This window comes from Nocardia sp. NPDC057663 (genome assembly GCF_042799895.1).
GTDB lineage: Bacteria > Actinomycetota > Actinomycetes > Mycobacteriales > Mycobacteriaceae > Nocardia.
In genome coordinates this window covers 44,699-62,105 of the sequence record NZ_JBHVHX010000004.1, presented here as the reverse complement: position 1 = coordinate 62,105, position 17,407 = coordinate 44,699, and the positions used below count along the sequence as shown (strand labels likewise).

17 protein-coding genes are annotated in these 17,407 nt (G+C 68.6%); 7 read left to right on the top strand and 10 right to left on the bottom strand.

Going from position 1 to position 17,407, the window contains the following annotated elements:
- Nucleotides 1-11: 11 nt before the first annotated feature.
- Nucleotides 12-575: a dTDP-4-dehydrorhamnose 3,5-epimerase gene (rfbC, locus tag ACFVAV_RS11510; protein WP_379033767.1), complete on the top strand. Its 564-nt coding sequence runs from the start codon at nt 12-14 to the stop codon at nt 573-575.
- On the opposite strand, the gene ACFVAV_RS11505 is transcribed toward rfbC, so the two are convergent.
- From ACFVAV_RS11505 to ACFVAV_RS11490, 4 genes are read right to left on the bottom strand one after another with little or no spacing between them, the layout of a single operon-like run.
- The gene (locus tag ACFVAV_RS11505; RefSeq protein WP_379034535.1) at nt 553-1,587 is read right to left on the bottom strand and encodes an NAD-dependent epimerase/dehydratase family protein; all 1,035 of its coding nucleotides are present in this window, start codon (nt 1,585-1,587) and stop codon (nt 553-555) included. The genes rfbC and ACFVAV_RS11505 overlap by 23 nt on opposite strands.
- A gap of 2 nt (nt 1,588-1,589) precedes the next feature.
- On the bottom strand, nt 1,590-2,252 hold the full coding sequence (locus ACFVAV_RS11500; protein ID WP_379034533.1) for a PIG-L deacetylase family protein: 663 nt from the start codon (nt 2,250-2,252) through the stop codon (nt 1,590-1,592).
- A complete protein-coding gene (locus ACFVAV_RS11495; RefSeq protein ID WP_189034294.1) occupies nt 2,237-3,013 on the bottom strand; it encodes a glucose-1-phosphate cytidylyltransferase in 777 nt (258 codons plus the stop codon). The genes ACFVAV_RS11500 and ACFVAV_RS11495 overlap by 16 nt, the downstream gene beginning before the upstream one ends.
- Complete coding sequence (locus ACFVAV_RS11490) at nt 3,010-4,281, bottom strand: methyltransferase domain-containing protein (protein WP_379033762.1); 1,272 nt, start codon at nt 4,279-4,281, stop codon at nt 3,010-3,012. The genes ACFVAV_RS11495 and ACFVAV_RS11490 overlap by 4 nt, the downstream gene beginning before the upstream one ends.
- Nucleotides 4,282-4,767: 486 nt before the next feature.
- On the opposite strand from ACFVAV_RS11490, the gene ACFVAV_RS11485 reads away from it, so the two are divergent.
- Nucleotides 4,768-6,267 carry a sugar transferase gene (locus tag ACFVAV_RS11485; protein WP_379033759.1) on the top strand — a complete coding sequence of 500 codons (1,500 nt, stop codon included), beginning with the start codon at nt 4,768-4,770 and terminating at the stop codon, nt 6,265-6,267.
- A gap of 40 nt (nt 6,268-6,307) precedes the next feature.
- Here ACFVAV_RS11485 and ACFVAV_RS11480 read toward each other — a convergent pair whose 3' ends face one another.
- Genes ACFVAV_RS11480 through ACFVAV_RS11470 form a run of 3 tightly spaced genes read right to left on the bottom strand, consistent with a single transcriptional unit; the run spans nt 6,308 to nt 9,522 of the window.
- Nucleotides 6,308-7,939: an ABC transporter permease gene (locus ACFVAV_RS11480; RefSeq protein WP_379033756.1), complete on the bottom strand. Its 1,632-nt coding sequence runs from the start codon at nt 7,937-7,939 to the stop codon at nt 6,308-6,310.
- Complete coding sequence (locus tag ACFVAV_RS11475; protein WP_379033753.1) at nt 7,936-8,871, bottom strand: ATP-binding cassette domain-containing protein; 936 nt, start codon at nt 8,869-8,871, stop codon at nt 7,936-7,938. The genes ACFVAV_RS11480 and ACFVAV_RS11475 overlap by 4 nt, the downstream gene beginning before the upstream one ends.
- A gap of 3 nt (nt 8,872-8,874) precedes the next feature.
- A complete protein-coding gene (locus ACFVAV_RS11470; protein WP_379033750.1) occupies nt 8,875-9,522 on the bottom strand; it encodes a TetR family transcriptional regulator in 648 nt (215 codons plus the stop codon).
- Between the two features lie 101 nt (nt 9,523-9,623).
- Here ACFVAV_RS11470 and ACFVAV_RS11465 point away from each other — a divergent pair, with 101 nt between their 5' ends.
- A complete protein-coding gene (locus ACFVAV_RS11465; RefSeq protein WP_379033747.1) occupies nt 9,624-11,555 on the top strand; it encodes an acyl-CoA dehydrogenase in 1,932 nt (643 codons plus the stop codon).
- Here the strand turns inward: ACFVAV_RS11465 and ACFVAV_RS11460 are convergent.
- The 3 genes from ACFVAV_RS11460 to ACFVAV_RS11450 all read right to left on the bottom strand — a co-directional run bounded on the left by ACFVAV_RS11460 (nt 11,552) and on the right by ACFVAV_RS11450 (nt 14,563).
- Nucleotides 11,552-12,157 (bottom strand): phosphatase PAP2 family protein, encoded by a 606-nt coding sequence (locus tag ACFVAV_RS11460; RefSeq protein WP_379033744.1) that lies wholly within the window; start codon nt 12,155-12,157, stop codon nt 11,552-11,554. The two genes, ACFVAV_RS11465 and ACFVAV_RS11460, sit on opposite strands and share 4 nt — an antisense overlap.
- Before the next feature lie 26 nt (nt 12,158-12,183).
- The gene (locus ACFVAV_RS11455) at nt 12,184-13,074 is read right to left on the bottom strand and encodes a nuclease-related domain-containing protein (RefSeq protein ID WP_379033741.1); all 891 of its coding nucleotides are present in this window, start codon (nt 13,072-13,074) and stop codon (nt 12,184-12,186) included.
- Between the two features lie 100 nt (nt 13,075-13,174).
- Nucleotides 13,175-14,563, bottom strand: a complete 1,389-nt coding sequence (locus ACFVAV_RS11450) for a DUF2252 domain-containing protein (protein ID WP_379033738.1) — start codon at nt 14,561-14,563, stop codon at nt 13,175-13,177.
- A 121-nt stretch (nt 14,564-14,684) separates the two neighbouring features.
- Between ACFVAV_RS11450 and ACFVAV_RS11445 the strand changes: the two genes are divergently transcribed.
- The 4 genes from ACFVAV_RS11445 (at nt 14,685) to ACFVAV_RS11430 (ending at nt 17,285) form a co-directional block, all read left to right on the top strand.
- Nucleotides 14,685-15,320: a CDP-alcohol phosphatidyltransferase family protein gene (locus tag ACFVAV_RS11445; RefSeq protein WP_379033735.1), complete on the top strand. Its 636-nt coding sequence runs from the start codon at nt 14,685-14,687 to the stop codon at nt 15,318-15,320.
- Between the two features lie 42 nt (nt 15,321-15,362).
- Nucleotides 15,363-15,761, top strand: coding sequence for a glycine cleavage system protein GcvH (gene gcvH / locus ACFVAV_RS11440; RefSeq protein ID WP_379033732.1), 399 nt, complete (start codon nt 15,363-15,365; stop codon nt 15,759-15,761).
- A gap of 179 nt (nt 15,762-15,940) precedes the next feature.
- A complete protein-coding gene (locus ACFVAV_RS11435) occupies nt 15,941-16,426 on the top strand; it encodes an FHA domain-containing protein (RefSeq protein WP_379033729.1) in 486 nt (161 codons plus the stop codon).
- A 70-nt stretch (nt 16,427-16,496) separates the two neighbouring features.
- Nucleotides 16,497-17,285: a MerR family transcriptional regulator gene (locus ACFVAV_RS11430; RefSeq protein WP_379033726.1), complete on the top strand. Its 789-nt coding sequence runs from the start codon at nt 16,497-16,499 to the stop codon at nt 17,283-17,285.
- The last annotated feature ends 122 nt before the right edge of the window (nt 17,286-17,407 follow it).

The following is a 17,407-nucleotide window of genomic DNA, read 5'->3' as shown; positions in this document are numbered from 1 at the left end:
AGGATGTCCTCGTGCGTATCGAGCGGGCCGAACTGGCCGACGTGGTGGTGCTCGTTCCCGAGCCGTTCCGAGACGAGCGCGGGCTGTTCACCCGAACCTTCGACGCCCGCGAATTCGACGCCCACCTCGGGGTCGACGGTGCCGCCGCGGCCTTCGTGCAGGACTCGCAGTCGCGGTCGGTCCGCGGGGTGATCCGCGGGATGCACGGACGCGGCGGGCGCGGCGAGGCCAAACTGGTGCGCTGCGCACACGGCGCCGTCTACGACGTGCTCGTCGACATCCGGCCCGACTCGCCGACTTTCGGTGCTCGCCAAGGGTTCCGGCTCGACGACGAGCACTTCCACCACCTGTACGTGCCGCCCGGGTTCCTGCACGGATTCCAGGCGCTCACCGAGGTCGCCGACGTCTGCTACCGCATCGACCGCCCGCACGACCCGGCCGAGGACCTCGGGGTCGCCTACGACGACCCCGACCTGGCCATCGACTGGCCGCTGCCCGCCGGCATCGTCTCGGCGCGCGACGCGCAGGCGGGCAGCTGGGCGCAACTGCGCGCTACGCTGGCGCCGGCGCACTGATCCGGCGCAGCCGCGCGTCGAGTTCACCCGCGTCGCAGAGCCCCTGCAGATGTGGCAACCGGGTGAACCGGCGGAAGAACGCATCGGAGGTGAGCCCGCGCGCGGTGTACTCGGTGCACAGCTCCTCGGCGCCCGCAGGCACCGTCCAGCGCGCCTCGAAGCCGAGAACTGCACGCGCGGAAGAGAAATCGACGCGGTAGGAGCGGGGGTCGGCACCGCTCTCGCCGGTGATCAGCAGTCGCGAACCCGGCACCGCGTCCACCACTGCGGCGGCGATCTCGGCGACGGTCAGATTGTTGACCTCGGTGCCGATATTGAACGCGCGGCAGGCGATGTCGGCGGCGGGCGCGGTCAGGCAGGTGGCGAAGGCGATGGCGATGTCCTCGGCATGCACCAGCGGGCGCCACGGTGTGCCGTCGGAGAGCACCTTCACCTCACCGGTGAGCACCGCGTAGCCGACCAGATTGTTGAGCACGATATCGGCGCGCAGCCGCGGGGAGAAGCCGAAAGCTGTTGCGTTGCGCAGGAATACCGGCGTGAAATCGGCATCGGCCAGGGCGGCGACATCATCCTCGACACGGACCTTGCTCTGCGCGTACGGGGTGATCGGGCGCAACGGCGCGTCCTCGGTGACAAGTTCGGCACCCGCGGCGCCGTACACCGAGCAGGTCGAGGCGTAGAGGAAGCGGCGCACCCCGGCCTCCTTGGCGAGGCGGGCCAGCCGCACCGACGCGTGATGGTTGATGTCGTAGGTGATCTCGGGAGCCAGCGCGCCCAGCGGATCGTTCGACAGCGCGGCCAGGTGGATCACCGCGTCGAAACCGCGCAACTGCTCGACGGTGACCTCGCGCAGATCCACCGCCAATCCCGTGGGGTCACCGGGGAACTCGCCGAGCAGGCAATCAGCGAAGTAGCCGATGTCCAAGCCGGTGACGTCGTGGCCCGCCGCCCGCAGCACCGGCACCATCACGGTGCCGAGATAGCCCTGGTGCCCGGTGACCAGTACCCGCATGTTCACGTCTGTTCCCATCTGATGATCGCCTTGTCGAGCACGAACGCCTCGGCATAGGGCGCGTGGCACTGCACGCCACGCATCCGGGCCAGACCGAGGAAGGCCTGCTCGTCGAACCAGTCGCGGCCCGTCTGCGACGGATAGTGCTCGTGCAGCAGCCGCGACTTGCGCTGCGCGAGTTCCGGAGTGAGCGGGTGGTACAGCGTGGGTGCCGGGGTGTCGGTCTCCCACTTGAGGATTTCGTACCCCAGGATCAGGTGGTCGCGGAACTCGGTCGGCACGAGTTCGGCCAGCAGCCGGTGGTCCTGGTGGGCGTCACCGCGATGCGGGGCGAACACCACCTCGGGTTCGCTGCCGCGCCGGAACCCGGCCAGTGCGTCCTTGATCCGGTCCCAGTGCGCGGGCGCGCGACCGTCGGGGATGTCGAGCACCTCGAGGTCGGGTTTTGTCCCCGAGCAGAACGCGGTCAGCGCTGCGCGCTCCTCGTTCTCGCGCGCGGTGCCCGCTCCCGACAACACCAGAGCCCGCACCTCGACCTCGGGATCGGCGTCGGTCAGAGCGAGCAAGGTGGCACCCATCCCGATCGCGATGTCGTCGCAGTGCGCGCCGAGCACCGCGATCCGCTTCGGCGGGCGGGTGAACAGTCCGATCACGCCGATTCCCACACCATCCACGGACGCGCACCGTCGCGGTAGGCGTCGTCGAGTTCGGCGCGCTCCTTGAACGTGTCGGCCGGCTTCCAGAAACCCAGATGCCGGTAACCGAAAAGCCTGCCCTGCCCGGCCAGCGCATCGCACGCATCGGCGATCAGATCACCGCCGGGCGGCAGCAGATCGAAGATCTCCTGGCTCAGCACGAAGTAGCCGCCGTTCTCCCACAACGGCATTCGCGCCACCGGCATGATGTTCTTCACCTCACCGGTCTCGGAGATATCCACACAGTGGAACGAGGACTGCGGTGGCACCACCATCATCGACGCGGCCGCACCCGAGGCGTGGAAACGCTCGATCATCGTGTCCAGCGGTGCGTCGGTGAGCACATCGGCGTAGTTGGCCAGGAAGTACTCGTCACCGTCGAGATGTTCACGCACCCGCCGGAGCCGCTCGCCGATCGCCGACTCCACCCCGGTGTCGACGAAGGTGATCGACCAGTCGCTGATATCGGTGCCCAGCAGCTGGACCTGACCGTCGCGGATGACGAAATCGTTGGACGCCGTCTCCTGATAGGTGAGGAAGAAGTTCTTGATGTGCTCGGCGCCGTAACCCAGGCACAGCACGAACTCCTTGTGACCGTAGTGGGCGTAGTAGCGCATCACGTGCCACAGCAGCGGGCGCGGGCCGACCAGCTGCATCGGCTTGGGCACGACGTCCTCGGACCCGCCACGCATGCGCATGCCGTAACCGCCGCAGAACAACACGACCTTCATCGGTTCACCTTCGTTTCCATGGCACCGGCCGCCACCGGGTCGCTGAGAATGTCGCCGCGGTGCAGCACCGGCAGCGGATAGACCAGTTCGCCACCCCAGTCGCCGACATGGCGCAGCTGTGCGGTGATCTCGGTTTCGAGATTCCAGGGCAGCACCAGCACCACATCCGGGCGGTCGGCATCGATGCGTTCCGGCGGATGGATCGGGATGCGGGTACCGGGGGTGTAGCGGCCGTGCTTGTAGGGGTTGCGGTCCACGGTGTACTCGAGCAGGTCTGGCCGGATACCGCAGTAGTTGAGCAGAGTGTTGCCCTTACCTGGGGCGCCGTACCCGACGACCCGCTTGCCCGCCGCCCGGCAATCGAGCAGGAAGCGCAGCAGTTCCAGACGCACCGATTCCGCGCGCGGACCCAGCGTGGCGTAACCCTCGGGAACATGCAGGCCCGCCGCCTGTTCCAGCTCGAGCACCTCCGAGACCCGTGCTGCGGGCTCCGCGACCGCGTCGGGGCGCGCCCACAGCCGGATCGAACCGCCGTGGGTGTCGAGCAGCTCCACGTCGACGACGGTCAGTCCGCCCACCGCCAGCGCGCGCTGTGCGGAATGCACGGTGTAGTACTGGAAGTGCTCGTGATACACGGTGTCGAACTGGCCGAGCTGGACCAGATTCAGCGCGTGGTGCACCTCGATGCTCAACCAGCCGTCATCGCTGAGCAACCCCCGCAGCGCACGGGTGAATCCGCGCAGATCGGGGATGTGGGCGTAGACATTGTTGGCGACCACCAGGTCGGCGGGCCCGTGTTCGGCACGCACCCGCGCGGCCGACTCCTCGTCGAGGAACGTCGTTTCGGTGGGCACACAGGCCGCCCGCGCCGCCCTGCCGACATTGACCGACGGTTCGATGCCAAGGCAGCGGATGCCGCGCGCCATCACGTGACGCAGCAGGTACCCGTCGTTGCTGGCCACCTCGACGACGAACGAATCGCCGCCGAGCCCAAGATGCTCGGCGGCGGTGTCGACGAACCGCTCGGCGTGGCGCACCCAGCTCTCGGAGTACGACGAGAAGTACGCGTACTCGGTGAAAGTGTCCTCGGGGGTGATCAGCGCCGGGATCTGCAACAGCAGGCAGTCCTCGCACAGTCGCAGATGCAGGGGAAACGTCGATTCCGGCAGATCGAGCCGGTCGCGGTCGAGGAAACTCTCACACGGCGGGGTGGCACCCAGGTCGAGCACACTCGTGAGCCGATCGGAATCACAGAGTCGACATTGCACGCAGAGCTCCACCTTTTACACGATCGCGAAAACTGTCACGGCCGATGCCGGACATGCCGAAAGTCGGTCCGGCGGTCCGAGACGTTACAGCCAGACGCCGCGCGGGCGGGACTTGAAACCGATGGAACCGATATTGATTCGTGATATGTTTCGAAGCCGGCCAGGATTTCGGCAGGTCGGCTATCTGCTGGCGTCGGCGACCATTGCTCGTCGCTGTATGATCTCACCCACTCGGGAAAGCGATTGTCCTGCATTCATATCGAATAGCCATGAGTCTGCGCTTGCCTGCAGGGCGGCCGCTGGTGTTATCTGGCTAACTCGCGGAACCCGTTGTGCCGCTGATATTTCGGTGCGACCACCAGCAAATGGTCTGTAACAATCAGCGGGCGGGCATCGAATCGTGGGGAAGTAGGACGGTCATTGCGGCCGCGTTCGGATCAACGGGGTTCGGGAAACGGTGCGTCTCCCGAAGTGAGGTGTGGGTTCATGAGCTTCGAGCTCACCGGCGGCGGCGAAGTCGAGGTCGCCACCGCGGTACAGGCGCTGGGCCGTACTCGGCGTGAGAGCTGGCAGGCGGCGTTCGCGCAGCGGCTGGTCGTCACCGACGTCGTCGCGGTGCTCGGCGCCGTCGTTGCCGCGCAGGCCATCCGCTTCGGTGGCCCGGCCGCGCCGCCGCTGGCCTGGCCGCTGCCCTACGACGTCGGCTACTCGGTGGTGACCTTGGCGCTGGCGGCGGGCTGGCTGGCCCTGCTGCACGGTTATGGCACCCGCGCCCCCCAGGTGATCGGCACCGGCAGCGAGGAATTCCGCAGGCTGGTCTCGGCGACCCTGCGCTTGTTCGGCGTCCTCGCGATCCTCGCGCTGCTCTTCCGGGTCGAGGTCGCGCGAGGGTATCTCGCTATCGCGCTGCCCGCGGGCCTGCTCGCTCTCATCGCAGGCCGACTGGCCTGGCGGGGGCGGCTGCGGCACTGGCGGGCCGAGGGCCGGTGTCACACCGCGGTGCTCGTCGTCGGTTCGCCCGAGGCCGCCCACGCGATGGCCACTGCGTTCACCGATGATCCCGGCTCCGGCTATCGCGTGGTGGGGGTGTGTGTCCCCGCGGGCTCGGGCGACGGGCGATTCGAGAAGCACGGCGGGCCGTCGGTGCTCGGCGACGACCGCTCGGTGCTCGACGCGGTGCGGCGCAGCGCGGCGGAGTCGGTCGCCGTGGCGGCCACCGACCATCTCGGCCCGGCCGAATTGCGTCGCATGGCGTGGGAATTGGATCCGCTCGGGGTCGATCTGATCGTGGCGCCCGGTGTCGTCGACATCGCAGGTGTGCGGCTGACGCACCGTCTCGTCGCGGGGATGCCGATGCTGCACATCGACCGGCCGCGATACGGCCGGGCGAAGTCCAGTCGCAAGGCGCTGTTCGACTTCTGTTTCGCCGCGGCGGTGCTGGTGCTCACCGCGCCGATCCTGGTAGCCATCGCGGTCGCGGTGAAGGTGACCAGTGCGGGGCCGGTGTTCTATCTGTCCGAGCGCATCGGCCGCGACGGTGTGCCGTTCCGGATGATCAAGTTCCGCAGCATGCGCCTCGATGCCGACGCCGTGGTCGACGATCTGATCGAGCAGCACGGTGGCAACCCGGTGTTCTTCAAGGTCAAGGATGATCCGCGGGTGACGCCGGTCGGGCGGTTCCTGCGCAAGTACAGCCTCGACGAGCTGCCGCAGTTCTTCAACGTGCTGCGCGGCGAGATGAGTGTGGTGGGGCCGCGGCCCCAGGTGCAGCGTGAAGTCGACAGTTACGACGGCGAGATGCGCAGGCGCTTGCTGGTGAAGCCAGGGCTCACCGGGTTGTGGCAGGTCAGCGGGCGGTCTGATCTGTCGCTGGAGGATTCGGTGCGCCTGGATCTGTCCTATGTCGAGAATTGGTCCATGGTGCTCGATGTCGCGCTGATCGCGCGGACCATCGGTGTCGTCACACGCGGGGACGGCGCCTACTAGCCGAGGGGCCGACGCGGAACCCCGCGCCGGCCCGGTTCCCTCAGCGCAGGTCGCGGCGTCGGAAGGCCGCCAGACCGAGGGCGGTGCCTGCGATCGTGACGGCCAGAAGCCAGGCGATCGGGGCGAAGGTGAACGACGCGCCGGGCAGCTTGGGCGGGTGGACGAACGGCACCAGATCCATGACCCACTGCGGGAACGTGCCGAGCGAACCGAGCAGCACGATCACGATCATCGCGCTCAACACCGCCCAGGCCAGCGACGCGTACTTCGGCACCACACCGAACAGCAGCAGGGCGATCGCGGTGACCACCCAGACCGCGGGCAGCTGCACCGCGACCGCGCCGAGCGACTGACCGAGCTTGCCGACGACATCGCCATCGGTAGCGCCCCACACGATCCCGATACCGACGCCGGACACCAGCAGCGTCACCGCGGGCCCCGCGACCGCGAACAGCAGGTGGCTCGACGCGTACCGCACCCGGCCCACCGCCGCCGCCAGCACGGCCTCGGCGCGACCCGAGTTCTCCTCCTCGTGCAGGCGCAGCACCGACGACACCGAGTACGCGGCCGCGGCCGCCGCCAGCATGGTGATCGCGTAGGCGATGAACGACTTCTCCAGGTCGTCCGAGCCGCCCAGCGCGGTGACCACGTCCTGCAGGGTGCCGCTGTCGTCGAGCATGCCGCCGATGCTGTTCACCGCGCCACCGATCAGCAGGCCGTACAGGCCGAAGCCGACCGTCCAGCCGAGCATCGAGCCGCGTTGCAACCGCCAGGCCAGTCCGACCGGGCCCGAGAGCGCGGCGCCTGCCACGGCGGGGCCGGGACGTTCGGCGAGCAGGCCGGCACCGAGGTCGCGGGTGCGCAGCAGCTGGTAGGCGAGCAGGGTCGCGCCGATGGCGACGGCGGCGAGTGGGACGAGCACCCACCAGCGTTCCGCGGCGTAGGGACGGATCTGCAGGCACCAGCCCAGCGGCGAGAACCACGACAACACACCGTTTCCGGCGTCGCCCACCGCGCGCACCGCGAAGGCCGCGCCCAGTGCACCGAGCGCGACACCACGCGCGATCCGGGCCCCGTTGCTCAGCTGGGCGGCGACCGCGGCGACCGCGGCCCACACGAAGCCGGAGGCAGCCAGCGCCGCGCCCCACGCCACCGAGCCTGCCGCGGGCAGGTCGGCCGCCATCAGCGAAGCGGTGCAGGCGATTCCGGCCACCGCCGAGGCGCCGAAGGCCAGCAGCAGCGCGCCGGTGAGACCGGCGAAACGGCCGATGCTGGTGGCGCCGACCAGTTCCGCGCGCCCCGTCTCCTCCTCGACCCTGGTATGCCGGACCACCGTGAGCACGGCGGCGATCGCGATCATCGCGTACATCGCCCCGGCCTTCCAGGTGCCGATGGACCCGAGCGAGGTGTTGAACACCGGACCGTACATGGCGAGCAGCGCGGGACTGGCCGCCGTCGTCGTGGCGAAGCTGTCGAGCTGCTGCTGGGTGGCATAGAGGTCCTTGACCGAGACGACCTGCAGCGCGGGCATCAGCCCGATCAGCAGCGACCACGCCGGCGCGATGATCCGGTCGCGCCGCAGGTACAGCCGCAGCATCTGCCCGGTGCCCGCGAATTCGCTTGTGGTGCGGGTGGTTCCGACGAACCTCGGGGTGGCGGTGATGGCGGTCATGCCCGCACCTTCTCTCCGGTGACGGCCGCGCCGGTCTCGACGTGGTAGTGCCGCAGGAACAGGTCCTCGAGCGTGGGCGGTGCGCTGGTCAGGCTGCGCACGCCCGCGTCACCGAGGACGCGGATCAACCCGCCGAGGTGCTCGGCGTCGACCTGGCAGCGCAGCGTGGAACCGTCGACTTCGACATCGTCGACGCCCGGCAACGTGCTGACATCGCCCGGGTCGCCGATCAGTTCGGCCGTGATCGCGGTGCGGCTCAGGTGCCGCAGCTGGTCCAGCGACCCGGATTCGACCGTGCGGCCCGCGCGGATGATCGTCACCCGGTCGCACAGGTGCTCGACCTCGGACAGGATGTGGCTCGACAACAGCACGGTCGCCCCGCGGGCCGCGGCCTCGCGGACGCAGTCCTGGAAGATCTGCTCCATCAACGGGTCCAGACCCGAGGTCGGCTCGTCGAGGATGAGCAGATCGGCGTCGGCCGAGAACGCCGACACCAGGGCGACTTTCTGCCGGTTGCCCTTGGAATAGGTGCGGGCCTTCTTGGTCGGATCCAGCTCGAAGCGCTCGATCAGTTCGGCCCGCCTGGCCTGGTCGAGCCCGCCGCGCATCCGGGCGAGCAGGTCGATCGTCTCGCCGCCCGACAGCGACGGCCACAACGTGACATCGCCTGGGACATAAGCGATCCGTTGATGCAGGGCGACCGCATCGGTCCACGGGTCGCGGCCGAACAGTGCCGCCTCGCCGCCGGAAGCGCGCAGAACGCCGAGCAGCACCCGGATCGTCGTGGACTTGCCTGCGCCGTTGGGGCCGAGGAACCCGTGGATCTCGCCGGGGCCGACCCGCAGGTCGAGCCCGTCGAGCGCGGTGAAGCGGCCGAAAGTTTTACGCAGGTCATGGACTTCGATGACCCGATCGGTGGTGGGGGAGGGCATCGTCTACTCCTCGATGAGGCTGTCGAGCAGAGTCGAATCGGTCAGCATGCCTTGGGTGTAGAGCTCGAGCGCCGGGAAGGTGGTCAGGTCCGACAGGTCCCGGATCGCCTTGCGGTAGTCGAGTTTTCCGTCACGCTGCATTCGCATCTGCAGATAGAGGTTGGTGGCTCCGACATGGCAGAGCACGATGTATCTGGCCCGGGCCGCGGGATCGCGGCTCGGCTTGAGCTGGCCCGACTCGACGGCGGCCTGCATGTATTCCTCCGCGTCGGCGACCATGTGCTCCAGCAGGGATTCCGCCAGTGCGCCGCCGGCTTGGAAGCTGCGCAACATGTAGGCCACCAGCGGGGCGTACATCTCGATCTCGGCCAGTGCGGTGAGCATCCCGGCGGCGCCTGTGGAGCGGATGACCCGCAGTTTCTCGTCGCGAATGATCTCGAGCACGCGATCGTCGCAGGCGGCGCGCAGGCCGTCCTTGGAGCCGAAGTGGTGATTCACCAGGCCGGGTGAGACTCCGGCTGCCGCGGCGATCGCCCGGACACCGACACCGAAACCCTGCTCGCCGAACAGGTCGATCGCGGTATCGCGGATGCGGGCCGTGGTGGTCAGATCGGGGGAGGGTCCTTGCGGTACGGGCTGTTGGCTGAACACATGTTCAATATACTAAACAACTGTTCAATCGTCGAGCAAGAGTTTGCGGCGGCGAGTTTCGAGCCGCCGCCCCACGCGCTACCCGGGCTAGGGTCGAAGGCATGGCTACCGGCACATCGACGACGGCAGAACACCTCCGCGCAGCGCTGGACGGACCGTGGCGCGCGGTGAGAGACCAGGCGCGAGTCCAGCTCGCCGACGCCCGCTTCACCGGCGACCCGGAACTCGACATCCACGCGGCCAGGGCGCGGGTACTCGACCAGATGCGGGTCGTCGCGACGATGGGATACCCGGAGCGCGGTTTCCGGCCCGAGAACGGCGGCACCGGCGACCCGGGCGGCGCGGTCACCGGCCTGGAGATGCTGGCCTACGCCGACCTGTCGCTGTGGGTGAAATCCGGTGTGCAGTGGGGACTCTTCGGCGGCGCCGTGGAGAACCTGGGCACCGAACGGCACCGCGACTACATCAAGCGACTGATCTCCCTCGACCTGCTCGGCTGCTTCGCGATGACCGAGTCGGGGCACGGCAGCGACGTCGCGAATATCGAGACCACCGCCACCTACGATCCGGCCACCCAGGAATTCGTGGTGCACACCCCGACACCGTCGGCCCGCAAGGACTACATCGGCGGCGCGGCCGTGCACGCGCGGATGGCGGCGGTGTTCGCCCAGCTGATCACCGGCGGGGAGAACAAGGGCGTGCACTGCCTGCTCGTCCCGATCCGCGACGAGCGCGGCGCCGACCTGCCCGGGGTGACCACCTACGACGACGGGATCAAAGGCGGACTGCCCGGGGTGGACAACGGCCGCATCGTCTTCGACCAGGTCCGGGTGCCCAGGGAGAACCTGCTCAACCGCTACGCCGACGTCGACCCGGACGGCACCTACGCCTCCGAGATCGACAACCCCAGCCGCCGCTTCTTCACCACGCTCGGCACGCTGGTGCGCGGCCGGGTGAGCGTCGGCGGCGCCGCCGCGGCGGGCGCGCGGGTCGGGCTGAGTATCGCCGTGCGCTACGCGCTGGCACGGCGTCAATTCGCCGACCCCGACACCGGCGAGGAGACCCTGCTGATGGACTACCGCAGTCATCAGCGCAGGTTGCTGCCGCTGGTGGCCAAGTCGTTCGCGCTGGCCTTCGCGCAGAACGACCTGGTGCGGCGGATGGACCTCATCCAGTCCGGCAAGGACACCGAGCCCGGCGCGCAGCGCGCACTGGAGAAGCGGGCCGCCGGCCTGAAGGTCGCCCAGACCCGGCACGCCACCCGCGCGATCCAGGAATGCCGCGAAGCCTGCGGCGGCGCAGGCTATCTCACCGAGAACCGCCTCGTCACGCTCAAAGCCGACACCGACGTGTTCACCACCTTCGAAGGTGACAATGTCGTCTTGACCCAGCTCGTCGCGAAGGAACTGCTCACCGCCTACTCCGACGAGGTCCGCGACCTCGACGCCCTCGGCTGGGTGAAGTTCGCCGCCACCATGGCGGGCGACGTGGTGCGCAAACGGTCCGGTGTCCGCCAGCTGATCCAGACCCTGCGCGACCGCAGCGACGACAGCGTCGACGACGGCGATCTGTCCAAGCGCTCGGTGCAGCTGCAACTGTTCGCCGATCGCGAGGACTACCTGCTGCGCACCGCCGCGCACCGGCTGCGCGCCAGGGCCGCCGACACCGGGCCGTTCGAGGCGTTCAACAACGCCCAGGACCACATCCTGGCCGCCGGCGCCGCGCACATCGACCGGCTGGTGCTCGAGGAATTCGTCGACGGGATCGCCACAATCGACGACCCCGACGCCAAGGCTCTCGCCGAAACCGTCTGCGATCTCTACGTGTACGCCTCGCTGGAAGAGAACCTGGCCTGGTACATCATGCACCGGTTCATGTCGGTGGAACGGGCCAAGGCGGTGCGGCGCGGGGTGAACGAACTCGTCGACCGGCTGCGTCCGGACGCGCTGACCCTGGTCGAGGCGATGGGCGTGCCCGCGCCGATGCTGCGCGCCGAAATGCTGCACGACGCCAGCGTTTCCGCACGCGACTAGCCGCGCGTCCCGGCTCGCAGCAGGTCTGCCAGCCAGCACAATCCGATCGCCATCGCCGCGGCGGCCGCCGCCCCACCGAGCACATCGGTGGGGTGGTGGTAGCCGAGTTCGACCATGCCGGGGGTGATCGAGACCACCGCGAGCATCGTGAGCGTCGCGACCGCGACCCGCGCCCTCAGGTTCGTCACCAGGCACGCGAAAGTCGTTGCGACAGCGACGAGATGGACGGTATGGCCGCTCGGATAGGCGAGATAGTCGTGCAACTGCCTGTCCCACAACGGTTTCAGCAGCCAGGTGTTGATCGCCACCGCGACCTCGGGCACCACCAGCATGGTGACCGCCCGCCACCACTGCCGCCGCAGGGCGAACCAGCCGAACGCCGCGAGCAAGAGGATCAGGACGACGGGCCCGCTGCTCGGCGCGACGAGCACCTCGGCGAGGCCGGGGGAGACCGTGCCGGCGATCGGGTCGGCCACCGCGGCGTCGAGGTCGGTCGGCCCGTCGTCCGCGGGAAACGTCAGCGGGATCGCGGCCGTGACAGCGGCACCCGCACCGATCGCCGTCGCGCGGACGGCGGTACGCGCGGGAACCTCCTCGATCACGGATGCGACGACAGCGGTGGCGCCGCTCAGGCCGGACCGTAGGTGAGCACCGCGGTCACCACGAACCACAGCACCCAGACGATCGCGATGATCATCCCGATCGCGAGGGTGATCCGCAGGAACGCGCGGCCGAAGTCGAGATCCCCGTCGACCCGCGGATACAGCTTCCACGGGCTGTACCAGGGCGCCACCAGACCGCGGTTCTGCAGTTCGCGCTCGAGCTGCGCCTGTTCCTCGGCGTACTGCTCGGCTTGGGCCTGGGTGGGGCCGCCGTGCCACAGAGTCACATCGATCGGGCCGAGGAAGCCCTCGTTGAGCAGATCCTGGGGTGAGGGCAGATACGGCAGGATGCCGAGGCCGCGGAACGCGATGGCGACGTCATTGGCCGTCCAGAGGTTGTGTTCCTTCGCGGCCAGCATCTCGAAGTACCGTTCGACCCGGTGCGGATCGTCGGTGACGATCACGTCGAAGCTGGGATCGCTCCAGCCCTGGTGCACGTCGATCTGCGCGCCCGGCATCGGCACGATGACGCCGAGTCCGTGCACCGCGCGCTGGCCGAGCCCGCGCGCCGCGAGATAGTTCTGCAGCGCGAAGGTGTGCTCACGGGAGCGTTCCAGCGGCGTCGACTTCTCGCCGCCCGCGAACTGCGCGAGCTCACCGGAGACCATCCACGGGCCGTTGAGCGGGATCTCCAGCACGCCGTCCTGGCGCGCGGTGAAGGTCTCCGCCTCGATCACCACGCAACTGGTCGGCGTCCACACCACCGCGTCGAACTGGTGCAGCCGGTCGTCGGAGAACAGGCTGCAGTTGATCGTGGCGACGCCGTGCGGGCTGGACGGATCCTTCCAGGTGCGCAGCCAATCGATCAGTGCCAGCTCGGCATCGGTGCCTGCCGCATTCTGCACGCGCACGAGCATGGGGACCACCCTTCTGGGTCGTTGGCGCCGCGGGCCGAGAACCGTTGGCGTACATCGTAGCTCGACGACCGGCGGTTGCCGGGGAGGATACGGCCGGTGTTCAGCTCGGCTCGGCCTCGATCTTGCCCGCCGCGACGGCGGCGACCAGCTCGGCGTGATCGGCCTCGGTCCGGTCGGCGTAGCGCACCGCGTAGCGGGCGATCGCCTCGTCGAAGTCGTCGTCGTCGGCGTCGAGATAGCCGGCCAGGGTGCGCGGGTCGAGCGAGCGGGAGTGCGCCCTGGCCAGCAACGCCCCGGCGAGCCTGCCGTAGTCGTCGAGATCGTCGGCCGAGAGCCTGGCCGGGTCGATGCTGCCCTTGAGATTGCGGAACTGGCGCACGATGAACGGGATCGGCCGGTCCAGCTCGATCGTCGTCCAGCCGAGCAGGATGTCGGTCTCGGACTGCACGCTGCGCGCGCCCGCCACGATGCGCTCACCCTCGTGCCGGGGCTCGGCAGGCGGCAGAAACGGCGCCAGCGCGGACGGGTTCGCCTGCTTGACCTGCAGCACCAGTGCCTCGCCGTCGTTGCCGTGCAGCAGCGCCACATAACTGTGCAGGCCGACGCTGCCGGTGCCGACGATCCGGAACGCCACATCGGAGACCGCGAACCGGGCCAGCAGATTGCGCCGGGACTCGCGGATGGTGCCCGCGTAGCGCTCCAGCCCGTCGATCACGGCCTCGGCGACCTGCTCGTCGACCGCGGTGAGGATCGGCGGATCGCTGACGAACCGGTGCTTGCTGATATCGGTCTCGTGATCGTCGAGATGCGCGGTCCACTTCGCGGCGACCTTGGCGCTGGTGTTCTTGCGCGCCTTCTTGGCGGCCTTCTTGAAGTCGTCGAGCAGATCGTCGGCCTTGGCCTCGGTCAGGATCGATTCGTCGTGCATCGCGGTCCAGGACTGCAGGAACGGCATGTCGGCGAGTTCGGCGACGGTGCGGCGGTAGGAGCGGGCGGCATCGCCGGCGGCGCGCACGCAGTCGTCCTCGTCGGCGCCGCCCTCGCGCCCGGCCAGCACGAGGCTGGCGGCGAGCCGTTCCAGGTCCCATTCCCACGGTCCGAGGACGGTCTCGTCGAAATCGTTGATGTCCATGACGATCTCGCCGCGCTGGGTGCCGTAGAGGCCGAAATTCGCGGCATGGGCGTCACCGCAGATCTGGGCGGGGAGCCCGCTGTCCGGGCCGGCGGCGAGGTCGGCGGCCATCAGTCCGGCGGCGCCGCGGAAGAAGGTGAACGGCGAGGTGGTCATTCTGCCGATCCGCAGCGGGATCAGCCGGTCGATCCGTCCCCGGTTGCTCGCCTCGACGAACTCGAGCACGCTCGGCCGGTTCGGGCTCTCGGCCGCCCGGTCGCGGGCAGCCGCCGGAACCCGCTCCCTGGCGGCGCGGCCGCGTTCGCGTGCGTCCTCGGCGGAGATGTAGGTACGCAGATCTAAACCACTGTCGGACACAAGTGCCCAGGTTAGCGGTTCGATGCCGGACAGGCACCGCGACCGCCGGGCAACAGAATGCGGCCGGACGTTTCGGCGTGGCCGGATGGCGCAAGCAGGGGTCGGTGCGGTATGCAGGGGCGTGGCAACCGAATCGGGAACGCCGGGCACCAACGACACCGCAACCGGTGGCGTGTTCAGCGACCGCATCCTGACCGTGCCCAATGTGCTGAGCCTGATCCGGCTGATCGGCATCCCGGTGTTTCTCTGGTTACTGCTGGTCCGCCATGCCGACGGCTGGGCATTCACCTTGCTGATAGCCCAAGGCGTCACCGACTTCCTCGACGGCAAACTGGCCAGGCTGCTCGACCAGTCCTCGCGCCTGGGCGCCCTGCTGGATCCGCTCGTCGACCGGTTATACCTCGTGACGACACTCGTGGCGTTCGTCGCACGCGGGCTGATCCCGTGGTGGATCGCGGTGATCCTGATCGGTCGTGATCTGGTGCTCACCGTGACCTTGTCGGTATACAAGCGCCGTGAACTGGCCGCTCCCGAGGTGATCTACCTCGGCAAAGCGGCCACGTTCGCGCTGATGTCGGCCCTGCCGTGGCTGCTCACGGGGGAGATGGACTGGGCAGGGGCAGGTTTCGGCTGGGCCTTCGGCTGGGCACTGCTGATCTGGGGTACCGCGCTGTACCTGTGGACCGGGGTGCTCTACGCGGGGCTGGCGATCGCTGTCGCGCGTTCGATACCGCCTGTGCCGCACCGCGGGAGCTAGTCGATACTGTTGCGTGCAACGTTGACGATGAAAGGACGTCCTGTGACCCGGACCCCTGAGGATCTGCGCTACACCGAAGAGCACGAATGGGTGCGGCGGACCGGCCCCACGGCGGTTCGTGTCGGCATCACCGACTACGCCCAGTCACAGCTGGGTGACGTCGTGTTCGTCCAGCTGCCCGATGTCGACAAGGATGTGACCACGGGCGAGAGCATCGCCGAGGTCGAGTCGACCAAGAGCGTGTCCGACATCTACGCACCGCTGAGCGGGAAAGTCGTTGCGGTGAACGAGGATCTGGCGCAGGAGCCGGAGACGCTGAACTCCGATCCGTACGACGCGGGCTGGCTGTTCGAGCTCGCCTTCGACGATGAGGCGGCGCTGGATTCCGCTCTCGGTGAACTGCTGGATGCGGCGGGTTATCAAGGAGTTATCGGGGGCTGAAGCAGCCTTCACAGTTCTCCCTGCACGGGTGCGCCCCGGCAGGGTACGGTCAAAGCCAAGCGGATACGTCGGGGAAATCGACGCCGGGATCTTTTTCCTGGCGACGTGATCGCGCCGGTCGTGTCGCCGAATACAGCACCTGCTTGCATGGATAATCAGGTTCGAGGAGGAGAGAAACGGTGAGCGAGAACAGGGACCCGGGTTACGGGGAGACCGCGGCCGAGACGACGTCGGTCTTCCGCGCGGACTTCCTCAACGAGGTCGACGCGTCGCGCTCCGGAGAGGCGACCGGCGAGCAGCCGGTTCAGGGCGTCGAGGGCCTGCCGGTCGGTGCGGCCCTCCTGGTGGTCAAGCGCGGCCCGAACGCGGGCTCGCGTTTTCTGCTGGATCAGCCGACCACCTCGGCCGGGCGCCATCCCGACAGTGACATCTTCCTCGATGACGTCACTGTCAGCCGTCGGCACGCGGAGTTCCGTCAGGACGACGACTCGTTCCAGGTCGTCGATGTGGGCAGCCTCAACGGCACCTACGTCAACCGGGAGCCGGTGGACTCCTCGGAGCTGCAGAACGGCGACGAGGTCCAGATCGGCAAGTTCCGGCTGGTCTTCCTGACCGGTCCGCGCGCTCAGGCGAACGAGTCGGCGTCGGGCGCGGGGTCGCGATGACCCCTACGGTGCTGGTGCTCGTGAAGGGCGCAGTGCTGTGACAGGGGCGGCGCAGTGGGCGCGCGGAGGGATGTCGATCGGCTCCGTGCTAGACCTGCTGCGACCAGATTTTCCTGATATCACCATCTCCAAGATCCGGTTCCTCGAATCCGAGGGCCTGATCCGGCCGGAGCGGACACCGTCGGGATACCGGCGGTTCTCGGTGGCCGACTACGAACGGCTGCGTTTCGTGCTGACCGCGCAACGCGATCAGTACCTGCCGCTCAAGGTGATCAAGGAGCAGCTCGAAGCGATCGACAGTGGTGCGGCGACCCTGGGCGTGCGTGAAGCGCGTGCCAGGGCGCACTCCCACCACAGCGCCGCGGAGGCCGGGCAGTCGCTGTCCGGCTCCGCGCGCGCGGACATCGACGACGCCAGCCCGGCACCGCCGCGCAGACTGGGCGTCGTCCCCGGCGAGATCACGCCGGATGAACTGCGCTTCGACATCGGAGTGCGCCTCACCCGCGCCGATCTGCTCGCCAAGGCGGGCATCGACGACCGATTTCTCGACGACCTGCTACGTGCCGGACTGATCGTCCCCGGTGCGGGCGGCTTCTTCGAATCCGACGCGGTGACGCTGGCGCACGCGGCCAAATCGATGGCCGAATTCGGCCTGGAGGCCCGGCATCTGCGCGCGTTCAAGCTGGCCGCCGACCGGGAGGCCGCCCTCGTCGCCCAGATCGCCGCGCCCATCGCCAAGAGCCGCGATGCCGACGCGCGCGCCCGCGCCGAGGAGACCGTCCGCGAACTGGCGGCACTGTCGCTGAACCTGCACGCGGCACTGGTGACAGCGGCCGTGCGCGCCGCACTCGGCAGCTGACACACCCGACCACCGGATCGGGTATCACCCCGGCAACACGCCGATTTCGGCTCGGACGTCCTCGTTGCACCGCCCGGAATTCGCCTAGACTCGTAGTACGGCGAGCTGAGCAGCTGTCGTGC

Coding starts and splice junctions, on each gene's coding strand:
- ACFVAV_RS11485 (WP_379033759.1), top strand. CDS start 4,768: ATGAGCTTCGAGCTCACCGGCGGCGGCGAAGTCGAGGTCGCCACCGCG.
- ACFVAV_RS11430 (WP_379033726.1), top strand. CDS start 16,497: ATGTCGATCGGCTCCGTGCTAGACCTGCTGCGACCAGATTTTCCTGAT.
- ACFVAV_RS11495 (WP_189034294.1), bottom strand. CDS start 3,013: ATGAAGGTCGTGTTGTTCTGCGGCGGTTACGGCATGCGCATGCGTGGC.
- ACFVAV_RS11480 (WP_379033756.1), bottom strand. CDS start 7,939: ATGACCGCCATCACCGCCACCCCGAGGTTCGTCGGAACCACCCGCACC.
- ACFVAV_RS11505 (WP_379034535.1), bottom strand. CDS start 1,587: ATGCGGGTACTGGTCACCGGGCACCAGGGCTATCTCGGCACCGTGATG.
- ACFVAV_RS11475 (WP_379033753.1), bottom strand. CDS start 8,871: ATGCCCTCCCCCACCACCGATCGGGTCATCGAAGTCCATGACCTGCGT.
- ACFVAV_RS11455 (WP_379033741.1), bottom strand. CDS start 13,074: ATGCTCGTGCGCGTGCAGAATGCGGCAGGCACCGATGCCGAGCTGGCA.
- ACFVAV_RS11465 (WP_379033747.1), top strand. CDS start 9,624: ATGGCTACCGGCACATCGACGACGGCAGAACACCTCCGCGCAGCGCTG.